This is a genomic window from Streptomyces sp. NPDC058371, from assembly GCF_042723265.1.
Classification (GTDB): domain Bacteria; phylum Actinomycetota; class Actinomycetes; order Streptomycetales; family Streptomycetaceae; genus Streptomyces.
This window is the reverse complement of the sequence record NZ_JBHXJC010000018.1, coordinates 1-22385: the sequence shown is the minus strand read 5'-3', so window position 1 is coordinate 22385 and position 22385 is coordinate 1. Positions and strand designations below refer to the sequence as shown.

At 69.8% G+C, this 22385-nt stretch carries 20 protein-coding genes; 10 read left to right on the top strand and 10 right to left on the bottom strand.

The features are described 5' to 3' along the window. Window positions 1-52: 52 nt before the first annotated feature. Both ACFWM2_RS35465 and ACFWM2_RS35460 read right to left on the bottom strand, forming a co-directional pair. Complete coding sequence (locus ACFWM2_RS35465) at window positions 53-730, bottom strand: potassium channel family protein (RefSeq protein WP_383288727.1); 678 nt, start codon at window positions 728-730, stop codon at window positions 53-55. Next, entirely contained in the window at window positions 730-1401 is a 672-nt protein-coding gene (locus ACFWM2_RS35460; RefSeq protein WP_383288724.1) for a potassium channel family protein, read from the bottom strand. The genes ACFWM2_RS35465 and ACFWM2_RS35460 overlap by 1 nt, the downstream gene beginning before the upstream one ends. A gap of 380 nt (window positions 1402-1781) precedes the next feature. Between ACFWM2_RS35460 and ACFWM2_RS35455 the strand changes: the two genes are divergently transcribed. The 7 genes from ACFWM2_RS35455 to ACFWM2_RS35425 all read left to right on the top strand — a co-directional run bounded on the left by ACFWM2_RS35455 (window position 1782) and on the right by ACFWM2_RS35425 (window position 10695). After that, a complete protein-coding gene (locus tag ACFWM2_RS35455) occupies window positions 1782-3833 on the top strand; it encodes an APC family permease (RefSeq protein ID WP_383288721.1) in 2052 nt (683 codons plus the stop codon). A 93-nt stretch (window positions 3834-3926) separates the two neighbouring features. Then, window positions 3927-5255 (top strand): class I SAM-dependent RNA methyltransferase, encoded by a 1329-nt coding sequence (locus ACFWM2_RS35450; protein WP_383288718.1) that lies wholly within the window; start codon window positions 3927-3929, stop codon window positions 5253-5255. A 993-nt stretch (window positions 5256-6248) separates the two neighbouring features. Then, a complete protein-coding gene (locus tag ACFWM2_RS35445) occupies window positions 6249-7100 on the top strand; it encodes a helix-turn-helix domain-containing protein (RefSeq protein WP_383288715.1) in 852 nt (283 codons plus the stop codon). A gap of 112 nt (window positions 7101-7212) precedes the next feature. Continuing rightward, on the top strand, window positions 7213-7482 hold the full coding sequence (locus ACFWM2_RS35440; RefSeq protein WP_383288712.1) for a hypothetical protein: 270 nt from the start codon (window positions 7213-7215) through the stop codon (window positions 7480-7482). Window positions 7483-7567: 85 nt separating this feature from the next. Beyond that, window positions 7568-8668 (top strand): hypothetical protein, encoded by a 1101-nt coding sequence (locus ACFWM2_RS35435; protein ID WP_383288709.1) that lies wholly within the window; start codon window positions 7568-7570, stop codon window positions 8666-8668. A 12-nt stretch (window positions 8669-8680) separates the two neighbouring features. Beyond that, a complete protein-coding gene (locus ACFWM2_RS35430) occupies window positions 8681-9214 on the top strand; it encodes a truncated hemoglobin (protein WP_383288706.1) in 534 nt (177 codons plus the stop codon). Then, entirely contained in the window at window positions 9211-10695 is a 1485-nt protein-coding gene (locus tag ACFWM2_RS35425) for an FAD-dependent monooxygenase (RefSeq protein ID WP_383288703.1), read from the top strand. The genes ACFWM2_RS35430 and ACFWM2_RS35425 overlap by 4 nt, the downstream gene beginning before the upstream one ends. Window positions 10696-10715: 20 nt before the next feature. Here the strand turns inward: ACFWM2_RS35425 and ACFWM2_RS35420 are convergent, their stop codons facing one another. Next, complete coding sequence (locus ACFWM2_RS35420; RefSeq protein WP_383288700.1) at window positions 10716-11168, bottom strand: SAM-dependent methyltransferase; 453 nt, start codon at window positions 11166-11168, stop codon at window positions 10716-10718. 106 nt (window positions 11169-11274) lie between these two features. Here ACFWM2_RS35420 and ACFWM2_RS35415 point away from each other — a divergent pair, with 106 nt between their 5' ends. Further along, entirely contained in the window at window positions 11275-12531 is a 1257-nt protein-coding gene (locus ACFWM2_RS35415) for an MFS transporter (RefSeq protein ID WP_383288697.1), read from the top strand. Between the two features lie 214 nt (window positions 12532-12745). Continuing rightward, a complete protein-coding gene (locus ACFWM2_RS35410; RefSeq protein WP_383288694.1) occupies window positions 12746-13375 on the top strand; it encodes an NADH oxidase in 630 nt (209 codons plus the stop codon). A 40-nt stretch (window positions 13376-13415) separates the two neighbouring features. On the opposite strand, the gene ACFWM2_RS35405 is transcribed toward ACFWM2_RS35410, so the two are convergent. The 7 genes from ACFWM2_RS35405 to ACFWM2_RS35375 all read right to left on the bottom strand — a co-directional run bounded on the left by ACFWM2_RS35405 (window position 13416) and on the right by ACFWM2_RS35375 (window position 21534). Beyond that, the gene (locus ACFWM2_RS35405; RefSeq protein WP_383288691.1) at window positions 13416-14024 is read right to left on the bottom strand and encodes a response regulator; all 609 of its coding nucleotides are present in this window, start codon (window positions 14022-14024) and stop codon (window positions 13416-13418) included. A gap of 97 nt (window positions 14025-14121) precedes the next feature. Then, window positions 14122-15312 carry a sensor histidine kinase gene (locus tag ACFWM2_RS35400; RefSeq protein ID WP_383288688.1) on the bottom strand — a complete coding sequence of 397 codons (1191 nt, stop codon included), beginning with the start codon at window positions 15310-15312 and terminating at the stop codon, window positions 14122-14124. A gap of 191 nt (window positions 15313-15503) precedes the next feature. After that, window positions 15504-17813, bottom strand: a complete 2310-nt coding sequence (locus ACFWM2_RS35395; protein ID WP_383288685.1) for a TOMM precursor leader peptide-binding protein — start codon at window positions 17811-17813, stop codon at window positions 15504-15506. After that, the gene (locus ACFWM2_RS35390) at window positions 17810-18169 is read right to left on the bottom strand and encodes a hypothetical protein (RefSeq protein WP_383288682.1); all 360 of its coding nucleotides are present in this window, start codon (window positions 18167-18169) and stop codon (window positions 17810-17812) included. Before ACFWM2_RS35390 ends, ACFWM2_RS35395 begins: the two co-directional genes overlap by 4 nt. A gap of 300 nt (window positions 18170-18469) precedes the next feature. Then, window positions 18470-19366 carry a glucose-1-phosphate thymidylyltransferase RfbA gene (gene rfbA / locus ACFWM2_RS35385; protein ID WP_383288679.1) on the bottom strand — a complete coding sequence of 299 codons (897 nt, stop codon included), beginning with the start codon at window positions 19364-19366 and terminating at the stop codon, window positions 18470-18472. Between the two features lie 6 nt (window positions 19367-19372). After that, window positions 19373-19540 (bottom strand): hypothetical protein, encoded by a 168-nt coding sequence (locus tag ACFWM2_RS35380; protein ID WP_383288676.1) that lies wholly within the window; start codon window positions 19538-19540, stop codon window positions 19373-19375. A 119-nt stretch (window positions 19541-19659) separates the two neighbouring features. After that, entirely contained in the window at window positions 19660-21534 is a 1875-nt protein-coding gene (locus ACFWM2_RS35375) for a BTAD domain-containing putative transcriptional regulator (protein ID WP_383288673.1), read from the bottom strand. 250 nt (window positions 21535-21784) lie between these two features. Between ACFWM2_RS35375 and ACFWM2_RS35370 the strand changes: the two genes are divergently transcribed. Continuing rightward, the gene (locus ACFWM2_RS35370; RefSeq protein WP_355588348.1) at window positions 21785-22255 is read left to right on the top strand and encodes a nuclear transport factor 2 family protein; all 471 of its coding nucleotides are present in this window, start codon (window positions 21785-21787) and stop codon (window positions 22253-22255) included. The last annotated feature ends 130 nt before the right edge of the window (window positions 22256-22385 follow it).

Sequence of the window (22385 nt, the reverse complement as noted above, 5' to 3'; positions counted from 1 at the left end):
TGGGGGCGCCCTGAGATCTCAGGGCGCCCCCATCGGCGTATACGGCGGAGTGTCAGCCCGTCGCGTCCTCGCGGCGCACCGACAGCAGGTCCTCCAGCTGCTCCTCGCGGGCCTGCGCGGCCACGAAGAGGAGTTCGTCACCCGCCTCCAGGGAGTCGTCCTGGGAGGGGGTGACGACGCGCGTGCCACGGATGATCGTGACCAGCGAGGTGTCCTCGGGCCACTCCACGTCGCCGACCCGGGTGCCGGCCAGGGCGGACTCCGGCGGCAGGGTCAGCTCGACGAGGTTGGCGTCGCCGTGGCTGAAGCGGAGCAGGCGGACCAGGTCGCCGACGCTGACGGCCTCCTCGACGAGGGCCGACATCAGCCGGGGGGTGGAGACGGCGACGTCGACGCCCCAGGACTCGTTGAAGAGCCACTCGTTCTTGGGGTTGTTGACGCGGGCCACGACCCGCGGGACGCCGTACTCGGTCTTCGCGAGCAGCGAGACGACCAGGTTGACCTTGTCGTCGCCGGTGGACGCGATGACCACGTTGCAGCGCTGGAGCGCGGCCTCGTCCAGGGAGGTGATCTCGCAGGCGTCGGCGAGCAGCCACTCCGCCTGCGGGACGCGCTCGACCGAGATGGCGGTCGGCGCCTTGTCGATCAGGAGGACCTCGTGCCCGTTGTCCAAGAGCTCGCCCGCGATCGAGCGGCCCACGGCACCGGCACCGGCAATGGCGACTCTCATCAGTGACCGGCTTCCTCTTCAGGGCCCTCGGCGAACGCCGCCTCGACCTTCTCGACGTCGTCCGTGCGCATCATCACGTGCACCAGGTCGCCTTCCTGCAGCACCGTCTGCGAGCTGGGCAGGACCGCCTCGCCGAGCCGGGTCAGAAAGGCCACGCGCACGCCGGTGTCGTCCTGGATCCGGCTGATCTTGTGGCCCACCCAGGAGGCGGAGGCGTGCACTTCGGCGAGCTGTACCCCGCCGGTGGGGTCGCGCCACAGCGGCTCGGCGCCGGAGGGGAGCAGCCGGCGCAGCATCTGGTCCGCCGTCCAGCGGACGGTGGCGACGGTGGGGATGCCCAGGCGCTGGTAGACCTCGGCGCGGCGCGGGTCGTAGATACGGGCCGCGACGTTCTCGATGCCGAACATCTCGCGGGCCACCCGGGCGGCGATGATGTTGGAGTTGTCACCGCTGGAGACGGCGGCGAAGGCCCCGGCCTCCTCGATGCCCGCCTCGCGCAGGGTGTCCTGGTCGAAGCCGACTCCGGTGACGCGACGGCCGCCGAACCCGGAGCCCAGCCGACGGAAGGCGGTGGGGTCCTGGTCGATCACGGCGACCGTGTGCCCCTGTTGCTCCAGGGTCTGGGCAAGAGCGGAACCCACTCTTCCGCAGCCCATGATGACGATGTGCACGACCGTCCTTCCGGTGTCAACAGATACGGCTCAGTGGAACAGGGTCTCAGACCGTCGCCCAAGCTACACACGCACGGTCAGCCGGGGGCACCCCTGTGCACGTCCGCCTGCGGGATTTCCGCGATCACCGACGGCTGATGCTGCGGACGCTGACAAGAGTCAGGATTCCGAGGCCGACGAGTCCGGCGGCTGCGCCGATGAGTTCCGCGGTCGCATGCATGGAGCCTCCGTAAGCGGTGTTGGACGGGGTTTTGTCATATAGGCATGCGGATCCACGTGACCACGGAATCCGCAGCGGGAGCGGCCGGGGATTTCACTCAGAGGGCAGATGCCGGGTGGCGGGTGGGCGCGCGCCCGTTCGAACGCTTACGATCCTCTGCGTGTCCAAACTGACCGACGTGCCCAAACGGATCTTGATCGGGCGCGCACTGCGCAGTGATCGGCTCGGAGAAACGCTCCTGCCGAAGCGCATCGCACTCCCCGTCTTCGCTTCCGACCCACTCTCCTCCGTCGCGTACGCGCCCGGAGAAGTGCTGCTGGTCCTCTCCATCGCGGGCGTGTCGGCCTACCACTTCAGCCCGTGGATCGCGCTCGCGGTCGTCGTGCTGATGTTCACGGTCGTCGCCTCCTATCGCCAGAACGTGCACGCGTATCCGAGCGGCGGCGGCGACTACGAGGTGGCCAACACCAACCTCGGCCCCCGGGCCGGCCTCACGGTCGCCAGCGCCCTGCTCGTCGACTACGTCCTCACCGTCGCCGTCTCCATCGCCTCCGGCATCGAGAACCTCGGCTCCGCCGTCCCGTTCGTGGTCGAGCACAAGGTGTCCTGCGCGGTCGCCGTCATCGTGCTGCTCACGCTGATGAACCTGCGCGGCGTGAAGGAGTCCGGAAAGCTCTTCGCGATTCCGACGTACGTCTTCGTGGCGGGCGTCTTCATCATGATCGCGTGGGGTGCCTTCCGTGGGCTCGCCCTCGGGGACACCATGCGGGCGCCGACCTCCGACTACCACATCAAGGCCGAGCACCAGGGGCTCGCGGGCTTCGCCCTGGTCTTCCTGCTGCTGCGCGCCTTCTCCTCCGGCTGCGCCGCGCTCACCGGTGTCGAGGCGATCTCCAACGGCGTCCCGGCCTTCCGCAAGCCCAAGTCGAAGAACGCCGCGAGCACGCTCGCCGCGATGGGTCTGCTCGCCGTCACCATGTTCTGCGGCATCATCGCCCTGGCCATGGTGACCAAGGTCCGCATGGCCGAGAACCCGGCGACCGACCTGCTCCACAACGGCGCCGCGCTCGGGTCCGGCTATGTGCAGAACCCGGTGATCTCCCAGGTCGCCGAAGCCGTCTTCGGCAAGGGCAGCTTCCTGTTCATCGTGCTGGCGGCGGCCACCGCGCTGGTCCTGTTCCTCGCGGCCAACACCGCGTACAACGGCTTCCCGCTGCTCGGCTCGATCCTCGCCCAGGACCGCTATCTGCCGCGCCAGCTGCACACCCGCGGCGACCGGCTCGCCTTCTCGAACGGCATCGTGCTGCTCGCCGGCACGGCGACCCTGCTGGTCATCATCTACGGAGCCGACTCGACGCGGCTGATCCAGCTCTACATCGTCGGCGTCTTCGTCTCCTTCACGCTCAGCCAGACCGGCATGGTGCGGCACTGGAACCGTCACCTGGCCACCGAGACCGACCAGGCCAAGCGCCGCCACATGGTCCGCTCGCGGGCGATCAACACCTTCGGCGCCTTCTTCACCGGGCTCGTACTGGTCGTGGTCCTCGTCACGAAGTTCACGCACGGCGCCTGGGTCGCACTGCTCGGCATGTGCATCTTCTACGCGACGATGAGCGCGATCCGTAAGCACTACGACCGGGTGGCCGAGGAGATCGCCGCCCCCGAGGGCCCCACCGACGACAGCGTCCGCCCCTCCCGCGTGCACTCCGTCGTACTGATCTCCAAGATCCACCGCCCGACGTTGCGCGCCCTCGCGTACGCCAAGCTGATGCGCTCCGACACCCTGGAGGCGCTCAGCGTCAACGTGGATCCCGCGGAGACGAAGGCCCTGCGCGACGAGTGGGAACGGCGCGGCATCGACGTACCGCTGAAGGTCCTCGACTCGCCGTACCGCGAGATCACCCGGCCCGTCATCGAGTACGTGAAGGGACTGCGCCGGGAGTCGCCGCGCGACGCGGTCTCGGTGATCATCCCCGAGTACGTCGTCGGCCACTGGTACGAGCATCTGCTGCACAACCAGAGCGCCCTGCGCCTCAAGGGCCGACTGCTGTTCACACCCGGCGTCATGGTGACCTCCGTGCCCTACCAGCTGGAGTCCTCCGAGGCCGCGAAGAAGCGGGCCCGCAGGCGCCAGGAGTGGAGCGCACCGGGTGCGGTGCGCCGCGGACCGGCGGAGCAGCGGCCGAAGGAGACCCCGGGCTCGAAGCGCTGACGTGCTCGTGGTGAGCGGCCGGGTGACGTCCACGTAGACTGGTGGGCTGTTGTCCGGCCGTTCCCCCTTTTTCGCATCTGGAGTCACCCCGCCATGCAGACAGAACCGACGACGTCGCTGGTGGGGGAGGAGTACGAGGTCGAGATCGGCCCCGTCGCCCACGGAGGGCACTGCATCGCCCGTACGAGTGAGGGCCAGGTCCTCTTCGTCCGGCACGCGCTGCCCGGCGAGCGGGTCGTGGCCCGGGTGACCGACGGCGAGGAAGGAGCGCGCTTCCTGCGCGCGGACGCCGTGGAGGTCCTCTCGGCGTCGAAGGACCGCGTCGAGGCGCCCTGTCCGTACGCCGGCCCCGGCCGCTGCGGCGGCTGCGACTGGCAGCACGCGAAGCCGGGCGCACAGCGACGGCTGAAGGGCGAGGTGATCACCGAGCAGCTGCAGCGGCTCGCGGGCCTCACGCCCGAGGAGGCCGGCTGGGACGGCACGGTGATGCCCGCCGAGGGCGACAAGCTGCCGGCCGGCCAGGTGCCCGCATGGCGTACGCGCGTGCAGTACGCGGTGGACGCGGACGGCAACGCCGGTCTGCGCCGGCACCGCTCGCACGAGGTCGAGCCGATCGAGCACTGCATGATCGCCGCCGAGGGCGTCAGCGAGCTGGGCATCGAGCAGCGCGACTGGTCCGGCATGGAGTCCGTCGAGGCGATCGCCGCGACCGGGTCGCAGGACCGCATGGTGATCCTGGAACCCCGGCCCGGAGCCCGGCTGCCCCTCGTCGAACTCGACCGGCCCGTCTCGGTCATGCGCGTCGAGGAGCACGACGGCGGCATCCACCGCGTGCACGGCCGCGCGTTCGTGCGCGAGCGCGCCGACGACCGTACGTACCGTGTGGGCAGCGGCGGCTTCTGGCAGGTCCACCCGCAGGCCGCGGACACCCTGGTCAAGGCCGTCATGCAGGGCCTGCTGCCGCGCAAGGGCGACATGGCGCTGGACCTGTACTGCGGCGTCGGCCTGTTCGCGGGCGCGCTGGCCGACCGGCTCGGCGAGAAGGGCGCGGTCCTCGGCATCGAGTCGGGCAAGCGCGCGGTGGAGGACGCCCGGCACAACCTGGCGGCGTTCGACCGCGTCCGCATCGAGCAGGGCAAGGTCGAGGCGGTCCTCCCGCGCACCGGCATCAGCGAGGTCGACCTGATCGTCCTCGACCCGCCGCGCGCGGGCGCCGGCAAGAAGACCGTCGAACACCTCGCGTCCCTGGGCGCCCGCCGCATCGCGTACGTCGCCTGCGACCCGGCGGCCCTGGCCCGCGACTTGGCGTATTTCCGCGATGGCGGGTACAAGGTGCGGACTTTGCGGGCGTTCGATCTGTTTCCGATGACGCATCATGTGGAGTGCGTGGCGATTCTGGAGCCGGCCGCAAAAACCGCCTGACCTGCAGATTTGGGCGATGGGCGGGACGGGCGTTCCTTGCCGCGTGGCGTCCCGGTCCCGGTGACCCGGTTCGCGAGCGGGCCGGTGCCCGGGGCGGGGTGAGCGCGGTGGGCCCGGAGCCGATGGCCACGGCGTGGCCGTCGGCGGCCGCCCTCACCTGCGTCCCGGCTCAATTCGGGTGCCTTGCCGGTGCGTTGTGGTTTGCACCTGCGGCGGGCCGGCCCCGAGCAGGGAAGCAAGGAAGCCGGCATCGAGCGGGCCTCGATGCGGCCGCGCGAGGGCCCCTGGTCAGTCGCCGGGGAGAAGAGGGCGGGCTCGGCGAGCGGTGTCGTCTCGGGGTTGGGTCGGCGCTGTCGCGCAGTGTGTGCCGGAGCACGTCCAGCGGCGCGTGCCACGAGGCGGTGACCAGGTTCTCGTCGACGCCGACGGTGCTCCAGCGCCCCGGCCGTCGACGAACGTGGCCGGCACCGGGGCAGGGGCCGCGCCGCCCCGTCCGCCGGTGGGGATCCGTACCCGTACCTGATGGTTCGTCAGCTCCAGCCCGGCCGGCGCGGGAAAGAGGGTGTCGAGGCCCTGTAGCGTGGTGTCGTAGAGCTGCACGCCTTGTACTGCCTTCATCACCGTGACCTCCTGGGTGGCTCACTGCGCGCCACGGTCAGTCCGGCAGAGCCCTTAAGAATCGCTTGACCGACACATGGCGGCAGCGGCGGGCGTCCGCGACTCAACTCACCTTGTTCTGGGCCGTCATGCCGATCGCCGCATGGTCGAGCGGAGGGCAGTGGCAGAGGTACACGCCCCGGTCCGCGTCGAAGGCGGCCTGCGGCTCGACCGTCTGGCCCGGGGTGAGGCATCTGATCGGCCGTCACCGAACCGGAAAGAGAGGAACCGCGCCGGGGTCGTGGCTCGATCTCAGGTCAAGCAGGCCTCCACGCCTTTTCCCTAGCGTTGGCCAGGGCGTACGCCCTGTTCCATTCGGCTGTTCAGGAGATGCGTATGGAGCATGTTGTGGAACGGGCCGTACAGATCATGCGGGAACGATACGCGGAACCGCTCAGCCTTGACGACATCGCCCGTGCGGTCCTGGTGAGCAAATTCCATCTGTTGCGGATATTCAGTCAGGTTACCGGGGTGACCCCGGGGCGTTTTCTCAGTGCGGTGCGCATTGGTGAAGCGAAACGGCTGTTGCAGAATTCTGATCTCGGCGTAGCCACTATTTCTTCCGCGGTTGGATATAACAGTACGGGTAGTTTCACCAGCCGCTTCACCGAATCTGTGGGAATCCCGCCCACTCGATACCGCCAGGTGAGTCGGGGCGAGGGTGAGTACGTCGTGCGTTCCCCGGCCGGCGGTCAGGGCGACATGACGCGCTGCTTGCGCGGTGTGGCCCGGGCGGGGGCTGAGCCCGTCTCCTCGATCTACATCGGTTCCTTCGACAGCCCCATACTCCAGGGGCATCCGTCCAGTTGGACCACCACGGAGTGCCTCGGACCCTTTGTGCTGCAACAGGTGCCGCACGGGATCTGCTACTTGCACGCGACGATGCGGGCGGCGCAGGAGCAGCCGGGGCAGCCGCTGGAGACCATGCTGCTCACGGCCACGCTCGGGCCCATACGTATCGACCCGTACGCCGGCTTCGAGGTGGAACTGGTGCTGTGTCCGCGGGACTGGTCGCACCCGCCCATCCTGTTCGTGGCTCCCGGCCTCGAGATGCTCGCCGAGGCGGCTCCTCGACCCGGGTTCAAGCGGATATCAAGCGTATATCAAGCGGATTCAAGTAAATTTCCAGTGGCTTCAAGCGGATTTCAAGAACTGGCTCGCCATGCTTCTTGGAAGGTCAGCAATTAAGGAGAAGACAGGTCGTGACTCACGCTGCAAGGCTCCTTGATGAGCGCGGCGAGGGTCGCGTCTCGGCGGTCCGGTGGATCGCCTTCTGCGAACCTCCTGAAGGGATGTGCATGTGCGCGACGTATATGTAATCCGAGCGAAGTCGGCCGACGAATTCGGCGTGTGGGACATGGCTCCTGTGTGGGACCAGGCCCCCGAGGACCTGTCGGTCTGGGACGAGTCTTCCGAGAACCTGAAGGTCTGGGACCGGTCTTCGAAGGATCTGAAGGTCTGGGACCAGTCCTGCGACGACCTTTCGGTCTGGGACCAGTGTTGCGACGAACTCTCGGTCTGGGACCAGGCTCCGGTCTGGGACCGCGTGCAGGAACTGCAGGCGGCCTGACGGTCGACCCACAGCCCATTCGGCCCGGCGCCCTTGTGGATTGCCGGGCCGGACGGGCGTCGCGCATGGCCGGAAAGGAGATGCCGTGACGACACACCGCCCCGAACCGGCTCTGGGCACCGCCGGGCTGCAGATGCGCACCGCTGTCCCCGAGAGCTGGGACGACTGGATCGGCAGAGCCCCCGTCACCCTGCGCCGCCGCTGGATCTCTCTCGCCGAGGCCAGGATCCCCGGCGGCGCCCGCACCTTCGGGCTGCCCGGTCCGGACGGGGACCAAGTGGCCCTGGTCGGCGGCGTGATGGAGGCCCCCACAGGACATGTGCGGTTCGATCCGCAGCGGGTGCTGTCGGGTGGCTCGGTCGCCGACGGAGTGGTCGCCGACGGACCGCACCCGTGGGAGGGACTCTCCGCCGACGAACTGTTCCCGTCCTGCGTACTGATGGGCCCCAACTACGAGTCGGCGCCGGCCGGTCCGGGCTCCCGGGATCCGCGGGTGCTGAGGGCGTATCTGGACGCCCTGCTCGACTGGTGCCGTGAGCAGGGGATGCGCAGTGTCTCGGCGCTGTTCCTGCGCCCCGACTATCCCGAGTTCCTGGATGTGTTGCGCTCGGCGGGGTTCGCCGTGGTCCCGATGGTGGACCGCAGCGACATGGATGTCACCTGGGCCGATCTGGACGGCTACATAGCCGGGCTGCGGCGCAACCAGCGCTTCGCGGTACGGCGGGAGCTGCGCGAGATGGCGGCCCGGGGCATCGAGATCAGCGAACGCCCGATCGGCGACGAGGAGCCTGAACTCGTGCCGCTGCGGGCCAAGTTGGTGACCAAGTACGGCGGCGTGCCCGACGCGAAGCGTGAGGCGGACTCGTTCCGGCATCTGCGCGACCACTTCGGTCCGGAGAACGTCTGGATCGTCGAGGCCCGGAAGGAGGGTGCTCTGCTCTCCTTCACGATGCTGGTGCGGGACGGAAATCAGTGGACCGCGCTGATGAGCGGCACCGACTACGAGCATCCCGACGCCTCGTTCACGTACTTCGCCACGATGTTCTACCGCCCTGCCGAACTGGCCCCCGGGCAGGGGATCACCACGATCGCCTACGGGCTCGGGACCGTACAGGCCAAACGGCTGCGTGGCTGCACCGTCAGCACGCTGTCCGCCGCGGGGCTGGTGCTCGACCGATCCGACTGAAGGAGTACGCCCATGTCGCCCAATCCAGCCACCCGGGCCCCCCGGCACGACGGGAAGGTACTCCTCGTCGCCGACCAGGGCCTGCAGTCCGCCGAAGGCATGACTCCCACGCAGGTCGACCGGAAGGTCTCCGACTTCTGGACCGGCATCGGCGGTGCCGAGTTCTTCCAGGCACTCACCACCCGCTTCTACGAGCTCGTCGCGGCGGACGAGGTGCTGTCCCCGCTCTTCGCCGTCCCCGACTGGAGCCGCCACGCCGCACGGCTGTACGACCACTTCCGCCGGATCTACGGCGAGAACGACCTGACCGCGGCCTGGGACCCGAAGATGCACCAGGCGCACGCGCACTTCCTGATCTCCCGCGAGCAACGGCTGCGCTGGCTGGCCCTGATGAAGGAAGCGGGCACCCAACTGGACGCAGCGGAACCGCACTTCACCGAGTTCCTCACCATCATGAAGATAGCGAGTGGTGAGATGACCGCGGTGTCCCGGGGAGCTGCGCTGGCCCGCGGCGAGCGGTTCCACTGGGACGGGACCACGGCATGAGGGGCACTCCTGTCCGCACCGTGGCCGTGGTGGGCGGAGGCCCCGCCGGGGCCTTCTGCGCGCTGGAGCTGGCCCGGCTGCTGCCGGACACGGCCATCGAGCTCTACGACCGGGAGGACCGCGGGCCGGGGGCCGGCATCGTGCTGACGGACGAGTTCGCCGAGCGCATCCGGGCCGCCCACCCCGAGGCGCTGCGGCTGCCGCAGGCCGCGTACGCCTCATGGGACGAGACGGTCACGATGATCGACGGCGAACGCATCCCGTCCGGCGCCTTCGGCATGTCGGGGATCTCCCGGCATGTCTTTCACGCGCAGGTCCGCGAACTGGCCGCGCGGAACGCCAATGTGCGGCTGATCAGGCGCACCGTCACCGAGCTGCCGGAGCAGGCGGATCTGGTGGTGCTGGCCGACGGTGCGGGCAGCGAGCTGCGCCGGGAGCGGGCCGACCGGTTCGGCACCTCCGTCTCTCCGGGACGCACCCGGTATCTGTGGATGAGCACACCCTCGGTCATCGAACCGTGTTTCCTGCTCAAGGACCTGGGCCCGGGCCCCCTGGTGGTGCACGCCTATCCGCATGCGGCCGACGAGAGCACCTTCATCGTCGAGGCCGACCCGGACACCCTGTCCGCCCTCGGCCTGCTCGACCTGCCGGCGGCCGAGGCGGAGCTGCGGCTTGCCGCGCTGTTCCGCAGCGAGTTGGGCGGCGCTCCCTTGTCGGCCCGGACATCGGGCTGGCAACCCTTCCGTACGGTCGTCAACCGCCGCTGGTCCGACGGCCGGACGGTGCTGGCTGGGGACGCCGCGCACACGGTCCACTTCTCGACCGGCTCGGGCACCGCTCTGGCCATCGACGACGCACTGTGTCTCGCCCGATGTATCGCCGGACACGACGATCCGCTCCAGGCGGCGGCCGAGTACGAGAGCATCCGGCGGCCGGTCGCCGAGCAGACACAGGCGGAGGCGGCGGAGAGCACCGCGTGGTTCGAGCAGCTGTGCCGCGGTGAGCGGCTGGAGGGGCATCAGACGGTGTTCGCGTTGCGCAGCCGCCGGGCGGTGAACACCTTCAGCCGACTGCGGGAGCGGGATCCGGAGTTCGTCGCGCGCACCGTGGCGCGACTGGCCGGCCACCCCACCGACGCGGAGCCCGTCGACGTGCCGCTGACGGTGGGCCGGGTGCGCCTGGACCACCGGCTGGTCGAGTTGGAGCGCCGGGACGGCCGGTGTGTGCTGCGCGGCGCGGACGGCACCCGGGCGGTGGGGCTGGTCGTGGACCGGGCCCCCGACCGGCCACTGCCGGGGATCGACTTCCTCGCGGTGCAGGCCGGGCCGGCGGGCGGCCGGGTGACCAGGAGCGCGCCCGCCGCGCGGATCCGCAGCGAGGTCGCGCTCCCGATCGCGCTGCTGGTCGACGAGAAGTTGCCCCGGGACGAGGTCAACACCCTGATCGCCGCGGCGCGTACGGACCTGGTGGCTCTGCCGTGAGCCGTAGCGACCCGGCGGACTCAGAAGTAGTTGCGCATCAGCTCGCCGGCCCAGGCCGGACCACGCACCTCACCGCGCGGCGCGAACTCCGGCAGATACGGTTTGACGTCGAGTACCGGGGAGCCGTCGACGGCGTCGAGGCCGTGCACGGTGAGTGTCAGCCCGTCGACGGCCGCAAGGCTGCATACGGACACCCCGAGATGGTTGGGCCGGTTGGGTGCGCGCTGCGCCAGGATGCCGGAGAGCGGCCAGTCGGTGTTGCCTCGGGGGTGCTGGGTAGCGGTGCAGGTCCGCGTCGCCAGATGGAACGCGAAGATCACTTCGACGTGCGAGTAGTCGTCGAGGCCGGAGGTCGCCGACTCGTCGAACACGGCCGGGTCCAGTTCGATCCGCGAGACCACCGCCCCCCATCCGTCCTCGTGGACCTGTCCGCGTCCGCCGCGTACCACCCCGATGGGACTGATCGGCTGCATTCCATCCCCGCTTCCTGTCCGGTGGGTCCTGGTCGCCCGGAACCCGCGAAGCATGTCCGCCCGTCCGCCGCAGAGTCAACGCCATTCACCGAGCGAGGTGCCAGTCATGGGCCGCCTGATTTCCCGCCTGCTTCCCGACCCCGGTGCCGGCCGGGTGCTGGTCCTGTGCACTGCCGTGGCCAGCCTCGGCAACGGACTTTATGTCACCGGCGGCGCCGTCTACTTCGTCCATGTCGTGGGGCTGTCACCGGGGCAGGTGGGCATCGGCATGTCGCTTGCCGGCATCCTGGCGCTGGCTCTGGGAGTGCCGGCCGGACATCTCGCCGACCGGTTCGGGCCGCGGGGAACCACCGCGGTGTTCGCGCTCGGAAAGGCGGCGGCGCTGGCCGCGGCGGCCTTCGTGCACTCCTTCTCGGCCTATCTGGTGATGGCCGTGGCCCTCGGGCTGGCCGAGCAGTGCGGCAACGTCGCCCGGGGCGCGCTGGTGGCGGGGGTGATGGGCCGAGAGGGCCGGGTCCGGATCTCGGCGTACATGCGCAGCGTGTTCAACGGCGGATTCTCGCTGGCCGCGCTGGCGGCCGGCCTGATCATCGCAGCCGATTCGAAGACCGCCTTCCTCGCCCTGTTCTGGGGCAATGCCGTGGCCATGGTGCTGGTGGCCGCGCTCTACATGCGGCTGCCCAGGGTCCCGGGCATCCCGCGCGCACCCCGCGGCGAGAAGCCGCGCGCGGCGGTGCGCGACGTCCCCTATCTGCTGGTCGCGCAGGTTTCCGGGATCGCCCGGATCGGGCCGACCGCAATGGCGGTGGGACTGCCGCTCTGGCTGGTGGTGCACACCGACGCCCCCCGGGCCCTGGCGGCATGGATCATGCTGGTCAACACGCTGATGGTGGTGTTCCTCCAGGTACGGATGGCGCGCGACGCGGACACCGTACGGGGGGCGGCCCGACTGCAGCGGTTCACCGCCGTGGTCCTCGCCGTCGCCTGTGCCGTCACCGCACTGACCGGATCGATGCCCGGATGGGCGGCCGCCACCGTGCTGCTGGCCGTCGCGGTGCTCTTCACCTTCGGTGAGATCTGGGGCGAGGCCGCCCGGTGGGGGCTGCGTTACGAGTTGGCACCCGCAAATGCGCAGGGACAGTACCTGGGGGCCTTCGCGACCGGTGACGCCTTCGCCCTGATCGCCGGGCCGGCCCTGGTCACCACGCTGCCCGACCGGTTCGGCGGGCCCGGCTGGCTGGTGATCTCCGCCCTGTTCCTCGGCGTGCTGGCCGCCAGCGGCCCCGCCGTCCGCTGGGCGGAACGGACCCGGGTGCCGGAGACCGAGACGGCAGGTGGCGTCCCTCTCACCACAAATCCGTAGTCCGTCGCTGGCTCCCCCCACCGCGACGCGATCGCGCGGGGCCGCGGGCGTCTCGGCGGATGCGGCGAACACCCCGTGATTTCCTCATGCCTTCGGTGTGATCCGTTCGCTGCTGGGAACCCTGCGGACGGTTTCATACTGGAGGGCCCGAGCAGGTCGGCGTGCAGAGCCGCATTTCCGGCTTGCCCGGATAGCCCGAGGAGGTCGGCTGACCGTGACTCCCCACACGGAAGACTCGCCCCTGCGCATGCATCACCTGTGGTCCCTGCGCGAGGACACGGTGGTGGGGTGGGACGAGGAAGGCCGGACGCTGGTCCTCAGCAGCCCGCAGGGCACGGAGAGGGTCGAGGATCCCGCGCCCGCGGTGGCCGAGGCGCTGCGCCGGATGGAACTCGGTCCCGTGCTGCTCGCCAACCTGCTGCAGTCGAACGGCGGAGCGGTCCCCGGGCACGACACCTACACGGTGGTTCTGTCGGTGCTTCGCGGGATCTCCCACGTGGTGATCAGGACGCTGTCCCTGGAGGACCTCAAGGGACCGGTGCTGTCGGTGGTGCCGATGGGCCGAACCGCCCGCTTCTCGCTCGTCCGGCTGTCGGCGCAGCGCAGGGTGCAGCTGCGGCCCACCGTGACGATCACCGTGCGAGGGGACGTGTTCCTCGTACAGTGCCGCACCCTGGAACATCGGGTGGAGATACACCGCCCCGAGGCGATGTGGGTGGTGTCGCTGCTGGCCTGGCCCATGACACCGGACGCGATGGTCGAAGTGTTACCCCTGCCCGCCGAGTTGACCCTGGCGATCCTCGCCTATCTGGCAGGGGCCGGGATGACGGTGGCCGCGGGCTGACCGCGCCATCGCCCGGGGCGGGACGGAGCCGACGGGCCGGTCACAGCAGCCAGCCCGACTCACGGGCGATACGGATCGCGTCGACCCGGTTACGCGCGTTGAGCTTGGTCACCGTAGTGGTGAGGTAGTTGCGTACGGTGCCCACCGAAAGACGGAGATGCTTGGCGATCTCCTGTGGTTCCGTGCCCTGTGCGGCCAGTTGCAGCACCTCGGTCTCGCGGGTGGTGAGCGGGCTCTCCCTGCCGCCCCAGGCCGCCAGGGCCAGTTGGGGGTCGATCACCCGCTGGCCGGCGACGACCCGGCGGACGGCCTGTGCGAGATCGCTGGGCGGGGCGTCCTTGAGGAGGAAACCGGCCACGTGCGCGGACATCGCCCGGCGTAGCGTGCCGGGGCGGCCGAGGCTGGTGAGGATCAGGGCCCGGCACTCGGGAACGCGCTCGTGCAGGAGTTCGGCCGCGCTGAGTCCGTCCAGGCCGGGCAGATCGATGTCGATGATGGCCACGTCCGGCCGGTGTTCGCGTGCGGCACTCAGGATCTGATCACCGCGCTCGAGCTCGGCGATCACCTTCAGGTCGTCCTCCAGATTGAGCAGAGCCACCAGTGCGCCGCGAACCATGTGCATGTCCTCGGCCAGGAGGATCCGTATCATCGTCGCTTCCCCGTTCCCCCGTGAAAGTTACTGGATCCTACCCAAGCGCATGCGCCGACGGGTTTCCGTCAACAGGCAAAGATCAGGCCACGATTGCTCACGCGACATTGCCGGCCCGGCCGTACGGCTGCCCGCCGCTCGTGACCTCATTTGCGCGCGGGTCGCCGGCCCGGGCCTCTTGGACCGGTGCCTCGGCGGTGAGCCGGAAGACGTCCACGTCGGAACCGTCGGGGAAGCGCCGCACGATCAGCCGGCCTCCGATGTCCTGCAGCCGCCGCTCGAGGTTGCCCAGGCCGCTGCCACTGTCCGGCGACGGCACCTGATGGCCAAGTATCAGGCCGTCGTTGACGATCGTGAGGCGGACGAGATCGCCCTCGATCCGCGCGGAGATCCGGCAGTACGAGGCCACGGAGTGCCGCAGCAGGTTGGTGACGCCCTCGCGCAGTACCGTGGCCAGCACGGTGGACGTCGCCAGTCCCAGGCGGTCGATGGCGTCGTGGGTGTCGACGGTGACCGAGACCCCGGCGGCGGCCAGCACCGACTCGGCGGAGGCCAGTTCGGAGCCGAGGGACATCTCCCGGTACCCGCGGGCGACCCGGCGCACATCGGCCAGTGCCTGGCGGGAGATGACGAGTACCTCGTCGACCTCCTCACGGGCCCGGAACGGGTTCGCCGGGATGAGGCGGTGGATCAGCTCGTTCTTGAGGGTTATCGCGGAGAGGCTGTACCCGAGCAGGTCGTGCAGGTCCCTGGAGAACCGTAACTGCTCGTTGCTGACGGCCAGTCGGGCCAGGTCGGCGCGGGCCCGGTGCAACTGGTCGACCAGGCTGGTCAAGCGGCTCAGGCCGTACACCACGAGACCGGTGAGCGCGGTGGTCTGGCACATGTACACCAGGTCGACGACGCCGCGGTCGTTCAGGATGCCGGGGACGAGCAGGCTCAGCGTCGTCAGTCCGTACAGCGTCCAGCCTGCCCGGGCCGGCAGGAGAAGCAGCACGGAGCCGGCGAAGAAGCCCGCCATGGCACCCCAGGACACCCCGAACCAGATCAACGGCAGGTAGGAGAGGACGCCTTGGGCGGCCAGGGTCAGAATCTTGGTGCGCATCCGCGCCCCGGAGATGCCGGGTGCCGAGTGCACGAGTTGCAGCAGGAACACCAGCACCAGACAGATCAGCGCGAGGGCCAGGCGGTACAGATTGAGCTCTTGGGAAAGGATGTTGAGGAACGTAATCCCCAGATAACAGACCAACGCGGCCACCAGAACGCCCCGGGCGGTTCTTGTGGCCACGCTGCTGTGGTCCTGCGATTGGCCGGAATGCGATGGAGACCTGTTTGGATCGATACCGTCCATTTCATCTCTCCCCCGTCGTGTCTCGAATCCGGTTCGAATGGAACCGGCGTCATTCTAGACAGAGCACGGTCGGAGACTGGCGCAAAGTATCCATTGGGCAGTTGGGCAACTGTCCAAAAGCAGTCGCGTCACACAAAGAGGGGGATCGGGTTCAACTGCTCGTACGGCGTGGGTCGGGAGAGCCGTCCGAGCGCGACCGGAGCGTCGAAGAGCCTGCCCGGTGCGTACCGGGCCCAGAAGTGGCGGAGTCCCGGCACGATCACCTTGACCACCGGCATTCCGACGTCCGGCCGGGTCTGGTCGAGGACGAGCAGCTCCAGGCCCTTGGCGCCGACGAGTTCGGTGATGGCCTCGACGTCGGCGAGCAGATCGGTGCGCACAACGTAGGTCCAAGCGGCGGGAGTCCGTGGCCGGGTGGCCGGATCGGGCACCAGATATGACTGGTTGGCGAGGGTGGCCTGCCGCCACCAGCGAACCGGAAGCGGATCCGTGATGCCGTAGCCGCCGCCGGGACGGCCCGCCCCCACGGCCGGCAGCAGCTGGCCCATCTCGGTGAGCGCCCGCCGCAGCGCGATCGCGGGGTCGAAGTGTGCGCCGAAGCCGAAGACGATGTCCTCGGTGGGCCCCTCCGTACGCCGGGACAGTGCCACGATCGCGGGGATGCCGAGATCCGAGGTGAGGTCCAGCGCCCACAACTCCCGGCCCAGCTTGCGGTATCCGTCACGCAGCCGCTCGATGTACGGCTCGTCGAACGAGTCCAGGTCGATCGCCGGCTGCCGGGTGCGGTTGTACCACCACAGGGCGACGGCGTCCCGCTCCACGAGTTCGAGGAAACCCTGCAGAAGGGCGTCCTCCGGGCTGCTGCCCGCCGCGTTGCCGTTCGAGTCGGCGTACGGCCCGCGCGGAACGGGTGTGGACGGGAAGTAGAGCATCGACGTGGGCAGGAACCGGTGACGCTGCTCGGTCATGGACCACACGGGCGTCCACTCCACCGGCCGGTTCACGTCGAAGGGCTCAGGTACGTGGTGGAAGGGCGAGCCGGAGCGGTTCCAGCGGTCCCGCTCGCGGAACTGCCGGTCCGCGTACAGCTGGCAGGAGTTGGGGTGGAGGGCGTGGTCGCCGAGGGCGCGCAGGGTGTCCACCATGACCGGCTCGTCGCCGTGCCGGGTGCCGCTGTAGCGCTCCACCGACTCGCACAGCGCGCTGGTGCGGGCCTCGGCGTCGGTCAGGCCCTTGCCGCCGCTGAGCGAGCGCAGCCCGGCCAGACCGCGCTCCCGCATCGCGAGGTTGCGCCCCGACACGTAGGTGGTGGCGAACTCCGGTGCTCCGGGGGAGGGTTCGAGCACCGGAACGATTCCGGTGATCGGGCTCACCAGGTGCTCGTAGCGCTTCAGCAACTGGTCGGGGCTGAGTGCCCGGTGACCGCCGCCGCCCTGCCCGGCCTTGGGCCGCGACACCGGGACGAACGGCGCGAGCACGCGCCGGCTCGTCAGTCCGGGGTCGCCGCAGGAGGGGCACTGGGGAATCCGGGACACGGTGTGGACGCGGGTCCGCAGATTGAGGGTGTCGACCGTGCGGACGGAGCCCTGGTCGGCGTAGCGCAGACCGGCCAGCCACTTGGCGGCCTCCAGGACCGCGCTCTGTGCGGCCAGGACGCGTCCGGCCGACAGTGAGGCGATCGGCCGGCCGAGCGGGCGGTCGAGGCCCAGGGCCTGCTGGAGCGATCCCTCGTATCCCCGGTGCTGCTCCAGCCGGGCGGCCAGGCACGTCCAGCAGGGCCCCTCGTCCGGCTGGAAGAACGGGCCGATCCAGGGTTCGTAGCCGCACAGCCGGGTGAGCAGCCACGGCCTGCCCGCCGCCCGGTGCTCGGCGTCGACCCACTCCAGCTCCGGGGAGAGGTAGTCGTCGCACAGGACCAGCGTGAGGTCCGCGTCCTCGTCGGTCACGTTGATGCCGGACGCGACACCCGCCGCGAGCACCGGCTCGGCGTCGACGCCGCCGAGCGGCAGGACCCGGAGCCGGGAGCCGGCCAGCCCCGCCGCTGCCCGGGCGCCGTCCAGGCCGGCCAGGTCCCAGTACGCCTCGGCGACCGGGTCGTTGGACGCCACCGCCGGGCCGGCCTGCGCCGGGGCGGGGCTGCCGAAGCGGAGCAGCCCGGCATCACTGAGCAGGCGCAGCCCGCCCTGTGCCTCCTCGGCGGTCAGCGCGGGCGCGGCACTGTGCAGGATCTCGGCGAGTGACCGGGTGCCGTCGAGCAGCGGGACGAGCACCTCGGCGAGGGCGCCGTGCAGGGTGGTCACGCCCCGGCGGGAGACCAGGTAGGTCGCCTCGCCGGGGACGGTCGCGGGACGCAGGTGGTGTCTGAAACCCACGAGGGTTGAGTCGTCCTGCAGGGCGGCCGGTTCGGATCTCCTGGTGTGCGGCGACCCGGAAGTCATATCCAGGACCCCGCGACCGCGTCACACTCGGCGGCCACGGGAGCCGCGCTCTGCGCACCGAGGGCATCGGTGGGACCGCTCTGGGCGCACTGGGTGAGCTGGGGGGTGGCGGCGGGGCCGGGGTCGGCGCAGAACGTGAACTGGGCGGTGTTCATGGGGATGGGGTCGGCGCAGAAGGTGAACTGGGTGGTGCCGGTGGGTGCCGGTGCGGCTTCCATGCCGTAGGTGTAGGTGAGCAGCATGGTGGCGCCTGCGGCGTGGTCGAGGGTTTCGACGACGAGGAACGGACGTGCGGGAGCTGCCTCGGTGATGCGCGCCGAGTGGGGGGTGAGGGGGGCGGCAATGGCCTGGCTCATCGGAGAAGGTCCTCACTGACGTGGTCGGCTGGTGCTCCAATGGCCAAAATTCTTCGTGGGTGAGGGCTTCACGGACAGTGTCGGGTTCATTGGTGACGGGTGAAGTTCTCACTCAAGTGGAGGCCCCAGCTCCGTCAGTCGCCGCTTTGAGTGGTTCCCACCAGCTTCGGTTGTCGCGGTACCACCGGACGGTTTCGGCCAGACCCTCCTCGAAGCCAATTCGGGGTGAATAGCCGAGCTCCTCGCGGATTGCCCGCGTGCGTCAGCTTGTCCAGGACGGTGATCGCGAGGGGGCTGTGGTCAGGCGGCGCGGACGGCGGGCTGTGGGATGCGGCGGGATGCCACTTCGGTGACGTAGGCGCCGTAGTCCGTGCCGTTCATTTTCTCGCCGAGGCTCAGGCACTGTTCGGGGGTGATGAAGCCGCGGTTGAGGGCGAGTTCCTCGAGGCAGGCGATGAACTCGCCCTGCCGTTGCTCGACCAGTTGGACGTACTGCGCTGCCTGCAGCAGTGAGTCGTGGGTGCCCATGTCGAGCCAGGCGAAGCCGCGGCCGAGGGGGGTGAGTTGGGCCCGGCCCTGGGCCAGGTAGGCCAGGTTGACGTCGGTGATCTCCAGTTCGCCCCGCGCTGAGGGGGTGAGGTTCTTGGCGATCTCGACCACGTCGTTGTCGTAGAGGTACAGCCCGGTCACCGCGAGGTTGGAGCGCGGGTGGCGTGGCTTCTCCTCCAGGGACAGCAGCCGGCCCTGCTCGTCGATCTCCCCGATCCCGTAGCGCTGGGGATCGCGTACCCGGTAGCCGAACAGTGCGGCGCCGTCGAGTTGGCGCAGCGCGTCGTCGAGGAGCAGCGAGAAGCGTGGCCCGTGGAAGATGTTGTCGCCGAGGACCAGCGCGACCTGGTCGCCGTCGATGAAGTCGGCGCCGATGAGGAGTGCTTCGGCGATGCCGCGCGGCTGGTCCTGTTCGGCGTAGGAGATGTTCAGGCCGAGTTGGGAGCCGTCCCCGAGGAGGGTGCGGAAGCTGTCCGAGTGGTCCTTGGAGGAGATCAGCAGGATGTCCCGGATGCCCGCCAGCATCAGTACGGAGAGCGGGTAGTAGATCATCGGCTTGTCGTAGACCGGCAGGATCTGTTTGGACAGCGCGCCGGTCAGCGGGCGCAGCCGGGTGCCGCTGCCGCCCGCCAGGATGATGCCCTTCATCTCAGATCACCTTCCACTGCTGTTCGAGCCGAAGTGGGCCTGCGTCCTGCGGGCGGTGAGCTCGTCCGTCAAGTCCGCCATCGTGGGTGTGCGCACCGGTGCCGTCGGCGGGGTCTCGGAGTTGGTCTCGCCGAGGTCCGGCAGCACGGCCTGGGGAGCGTCCGGAAGAGCCATTGCGGTCCCTCTCTGTCCTGCCCTGTCGCTTCGGGCCTTCGGGGTCCACTGTCGGACACCGGGATGGACGCAGGACTGGAGCGCTTCTTGACCGGAGGTGTACTCAAAGGTCGACGCCCCTATACGGACGGCTGCGCGGTCGCGGCCGGCTCGCCGGCGCGGCCCGCCCTGAGCCCGTTCGCGAAGCTGCGTTGCAGTCCGTCGAGCCGGTAGCGGGTGGGGAGGTCGGCCACCGCGGCCTCGGCCACGGTCAGGAAATGGGCCTCCACCAACTGCTCGCAGGCGTCCTCGACCGTGGCGAAGTCCTTGCCGAGCACCGGGCACGCCAGATGGGCGTCGAACTCGGACACCGTCAGGTCGGCCAGGCAGCGCAGTGCCTCGCGGGCATCGTCGGGCAGCGCGTTGTACGACGCCGTGAAGCTGTCGCGCACGCTCAGCGAGCTGTGCGCCAGCTCGTCCAGACGCTGCGCCTCGTCACTCAGCCGTTCCGCGTAGCGGCGCAGCGACCAGTGGGGGCGCGTGTTGAGCCGTACGGCCGCGGCGCGCAGTGCAAGCGGCAGCCCACCGCAGTACCGCGCGATCGCGGCAGCCGCGGCCGGCTCCCGGGTGACGCGCTCCGAGCCCAGCATCCTGGCCAGGAGCCGCACACTGTGACCGTGCGGCAGTTCCGCCAGATGCACGACGCGGGTGCCGAGCGGAGTGCTGAGCCGGCCTCTGCTGGTGATCAGTACCGCGGTGTCCCCGCTGCCCGGCAGCAGTGGCTGCACCTGCTCGTCGTCGACCGCGTCGTCGAGCGTGAGCAGCAGCTGACGCCCGGCCAGAGCCGACCGGTAGACCTCGGCGCGCTCGTCGGGGTCGGGCGGGATCCGCTCGGGCTCCGTCCCCAGTGCCCGCAGCAGCCGTCCCAGCACCGCGTGGGGGTCGGCCGGACGCGCGCCGCTGCCGCGCAGCGCCGCGTACAACTGCCCGTCCGGGAAGGCGGACTGCAGCCGATGTCCCAGGCGCACGGCCAGCACGGTTTTGCCGACACCGCCGCCGCCGACGAGCAGGACGGCGGGCGGCTGTGATGCGGTTGGTTGCGTCAGGGTCCTTTGGACCAGGTCGAGTTCGCGTTCGCGCCCCGTGAAGTCGGGGAGGTCGAGCGGGAGCATCCGCGGGACGACGGGGGCGGGCCGGGAGGGGACGAAAGCCTGGTGTGTCCCGGCGCCGTGCGGGTCGCCGCTCCGCTCGGGCTGCGGTGCCGGAGCGGCGACCTCGCCGCGCAGGATCGTCTCGTAGAGCTGCTGCACCCGCCGCGACGGATCCGTGCCGAGTTCCTTGGAGATCAGCCGGCGCATCGACTGGTAGTGCTCGAGGGCGTCGACGCTGCGCCCCTCCAGGTAGAGCGCGAGCATCAGACGCTCGCAGAGCTGTTCGGAGAGCGGGTCGGTCAGCAGCGCCGCGCGCAGCTCCGCGAGGACGGCGCCGGGGCGCTCGAGGCGAATCTCGGTGTCCGCCCACTGGCTGAGTGCCTCGTGGTGCAGCTGCCGCAGTGTCTCGCGGACCCGGGCCGCCCAGTCGCTGTGCATGCCGCTGAGTGCGTTGCCCCGCCACATGTGCAGCGCCTGCTGGAGCAGCGCGCTGCGTTCCTGGTCGCCGAGGTCGTCCTGCTGGGCGCTCTTGAGCAGCCGGCGGAACCGCACCAGGTCCACGGCGCCGAGATCCGTCGAGACCAGGTAGCCGGACGGCGACCTGATCAGGCCGATCGGTTCGGGCAGTTCCGCCGAGGCCTGGGCGAGGGCACGGCGCAGCCGGGTGATGTAGGTGTGGACGACGTTGCGGACTCCCGCGGGCGGCCGGTCGCCCCACACCCGGTCGACGAGGGATTCCAACGGCACCGGCCGTTCCGGATCGACCAGCAGGGCGCCGAGGATGCTGCGTTGCCGTGCGGGGCCAATATCGGCCAACGCGCTGCCCGTCCAGAGTTCTATTGATCCCAGTATCCGGAGCTCCATCGAAGATCACCCGTATCCCTTCAGTGTCCGGAAAGCTAACTCCGGCCGGTGCAGCGCTCCTAGATTTCCGCTCTGCCCTGACGGAGCACCTCATTCCGTTTCCGTCACCGTCCTGCACCGACGGGCCTGCGCCCGTTCGCGGGCCGCGCACGAGCGGCGCTCGCGCTCCAGCAGAGCGCGAGGGACAGGCGAGGGAAGAGACCTAGCGTCGCCTCTCGAACCGAACCAGCCAAAGTCTGAAGGAGCCTGCATGTCCTCCGAGGAGCACGAGTTCAAGCTGCCTGGTGCGGATCTTCCGCAGCCCGACGCCGAGCTGCGCAAGCGGCGTGAGGCGGTTGTCGCGGAGCACACCATCGCGGAGTCCGCCTGGGACATCGACGGGGTGCTCGCCACGTTCCCGCGCGGCGGCGTCTACCGGGTCATGGCGTACGAGGAGAGCCCGTTCATCGGTGAAGAGGCCATCAAGAAGGGCTACTTCGCCGAACTGCAGAAGGCCTTCCCGAACCCCGAGCACGATCTGTTCCACGTCCACCACACGCCGACCGCGGTGATCCTCGAGGCGCAGATGCGTGCCAAGCAGGAGGCGGACTGGCGCGGCATACCCAACCACGGCAAGACCGTCGAGGCCCCCGTCGCCGTCTTCTTCCACTTCGACGGCGACGTCCTGATCGACGAGACCCTCTACTTCGACCTGGACACCTTCGCCCGTCAGCTCGCCTGAGCCTCCCGAAGCCGGTTCGCCGTGCCGGGGTGGCTGCATCAGGGTGCCCCGGCTGCCCGGGTTCAGTTCATCGCCGACCGACAAGGACCACCCATGAGCGTGTCCAGGACGGACCGGAAGGCACCCTCGC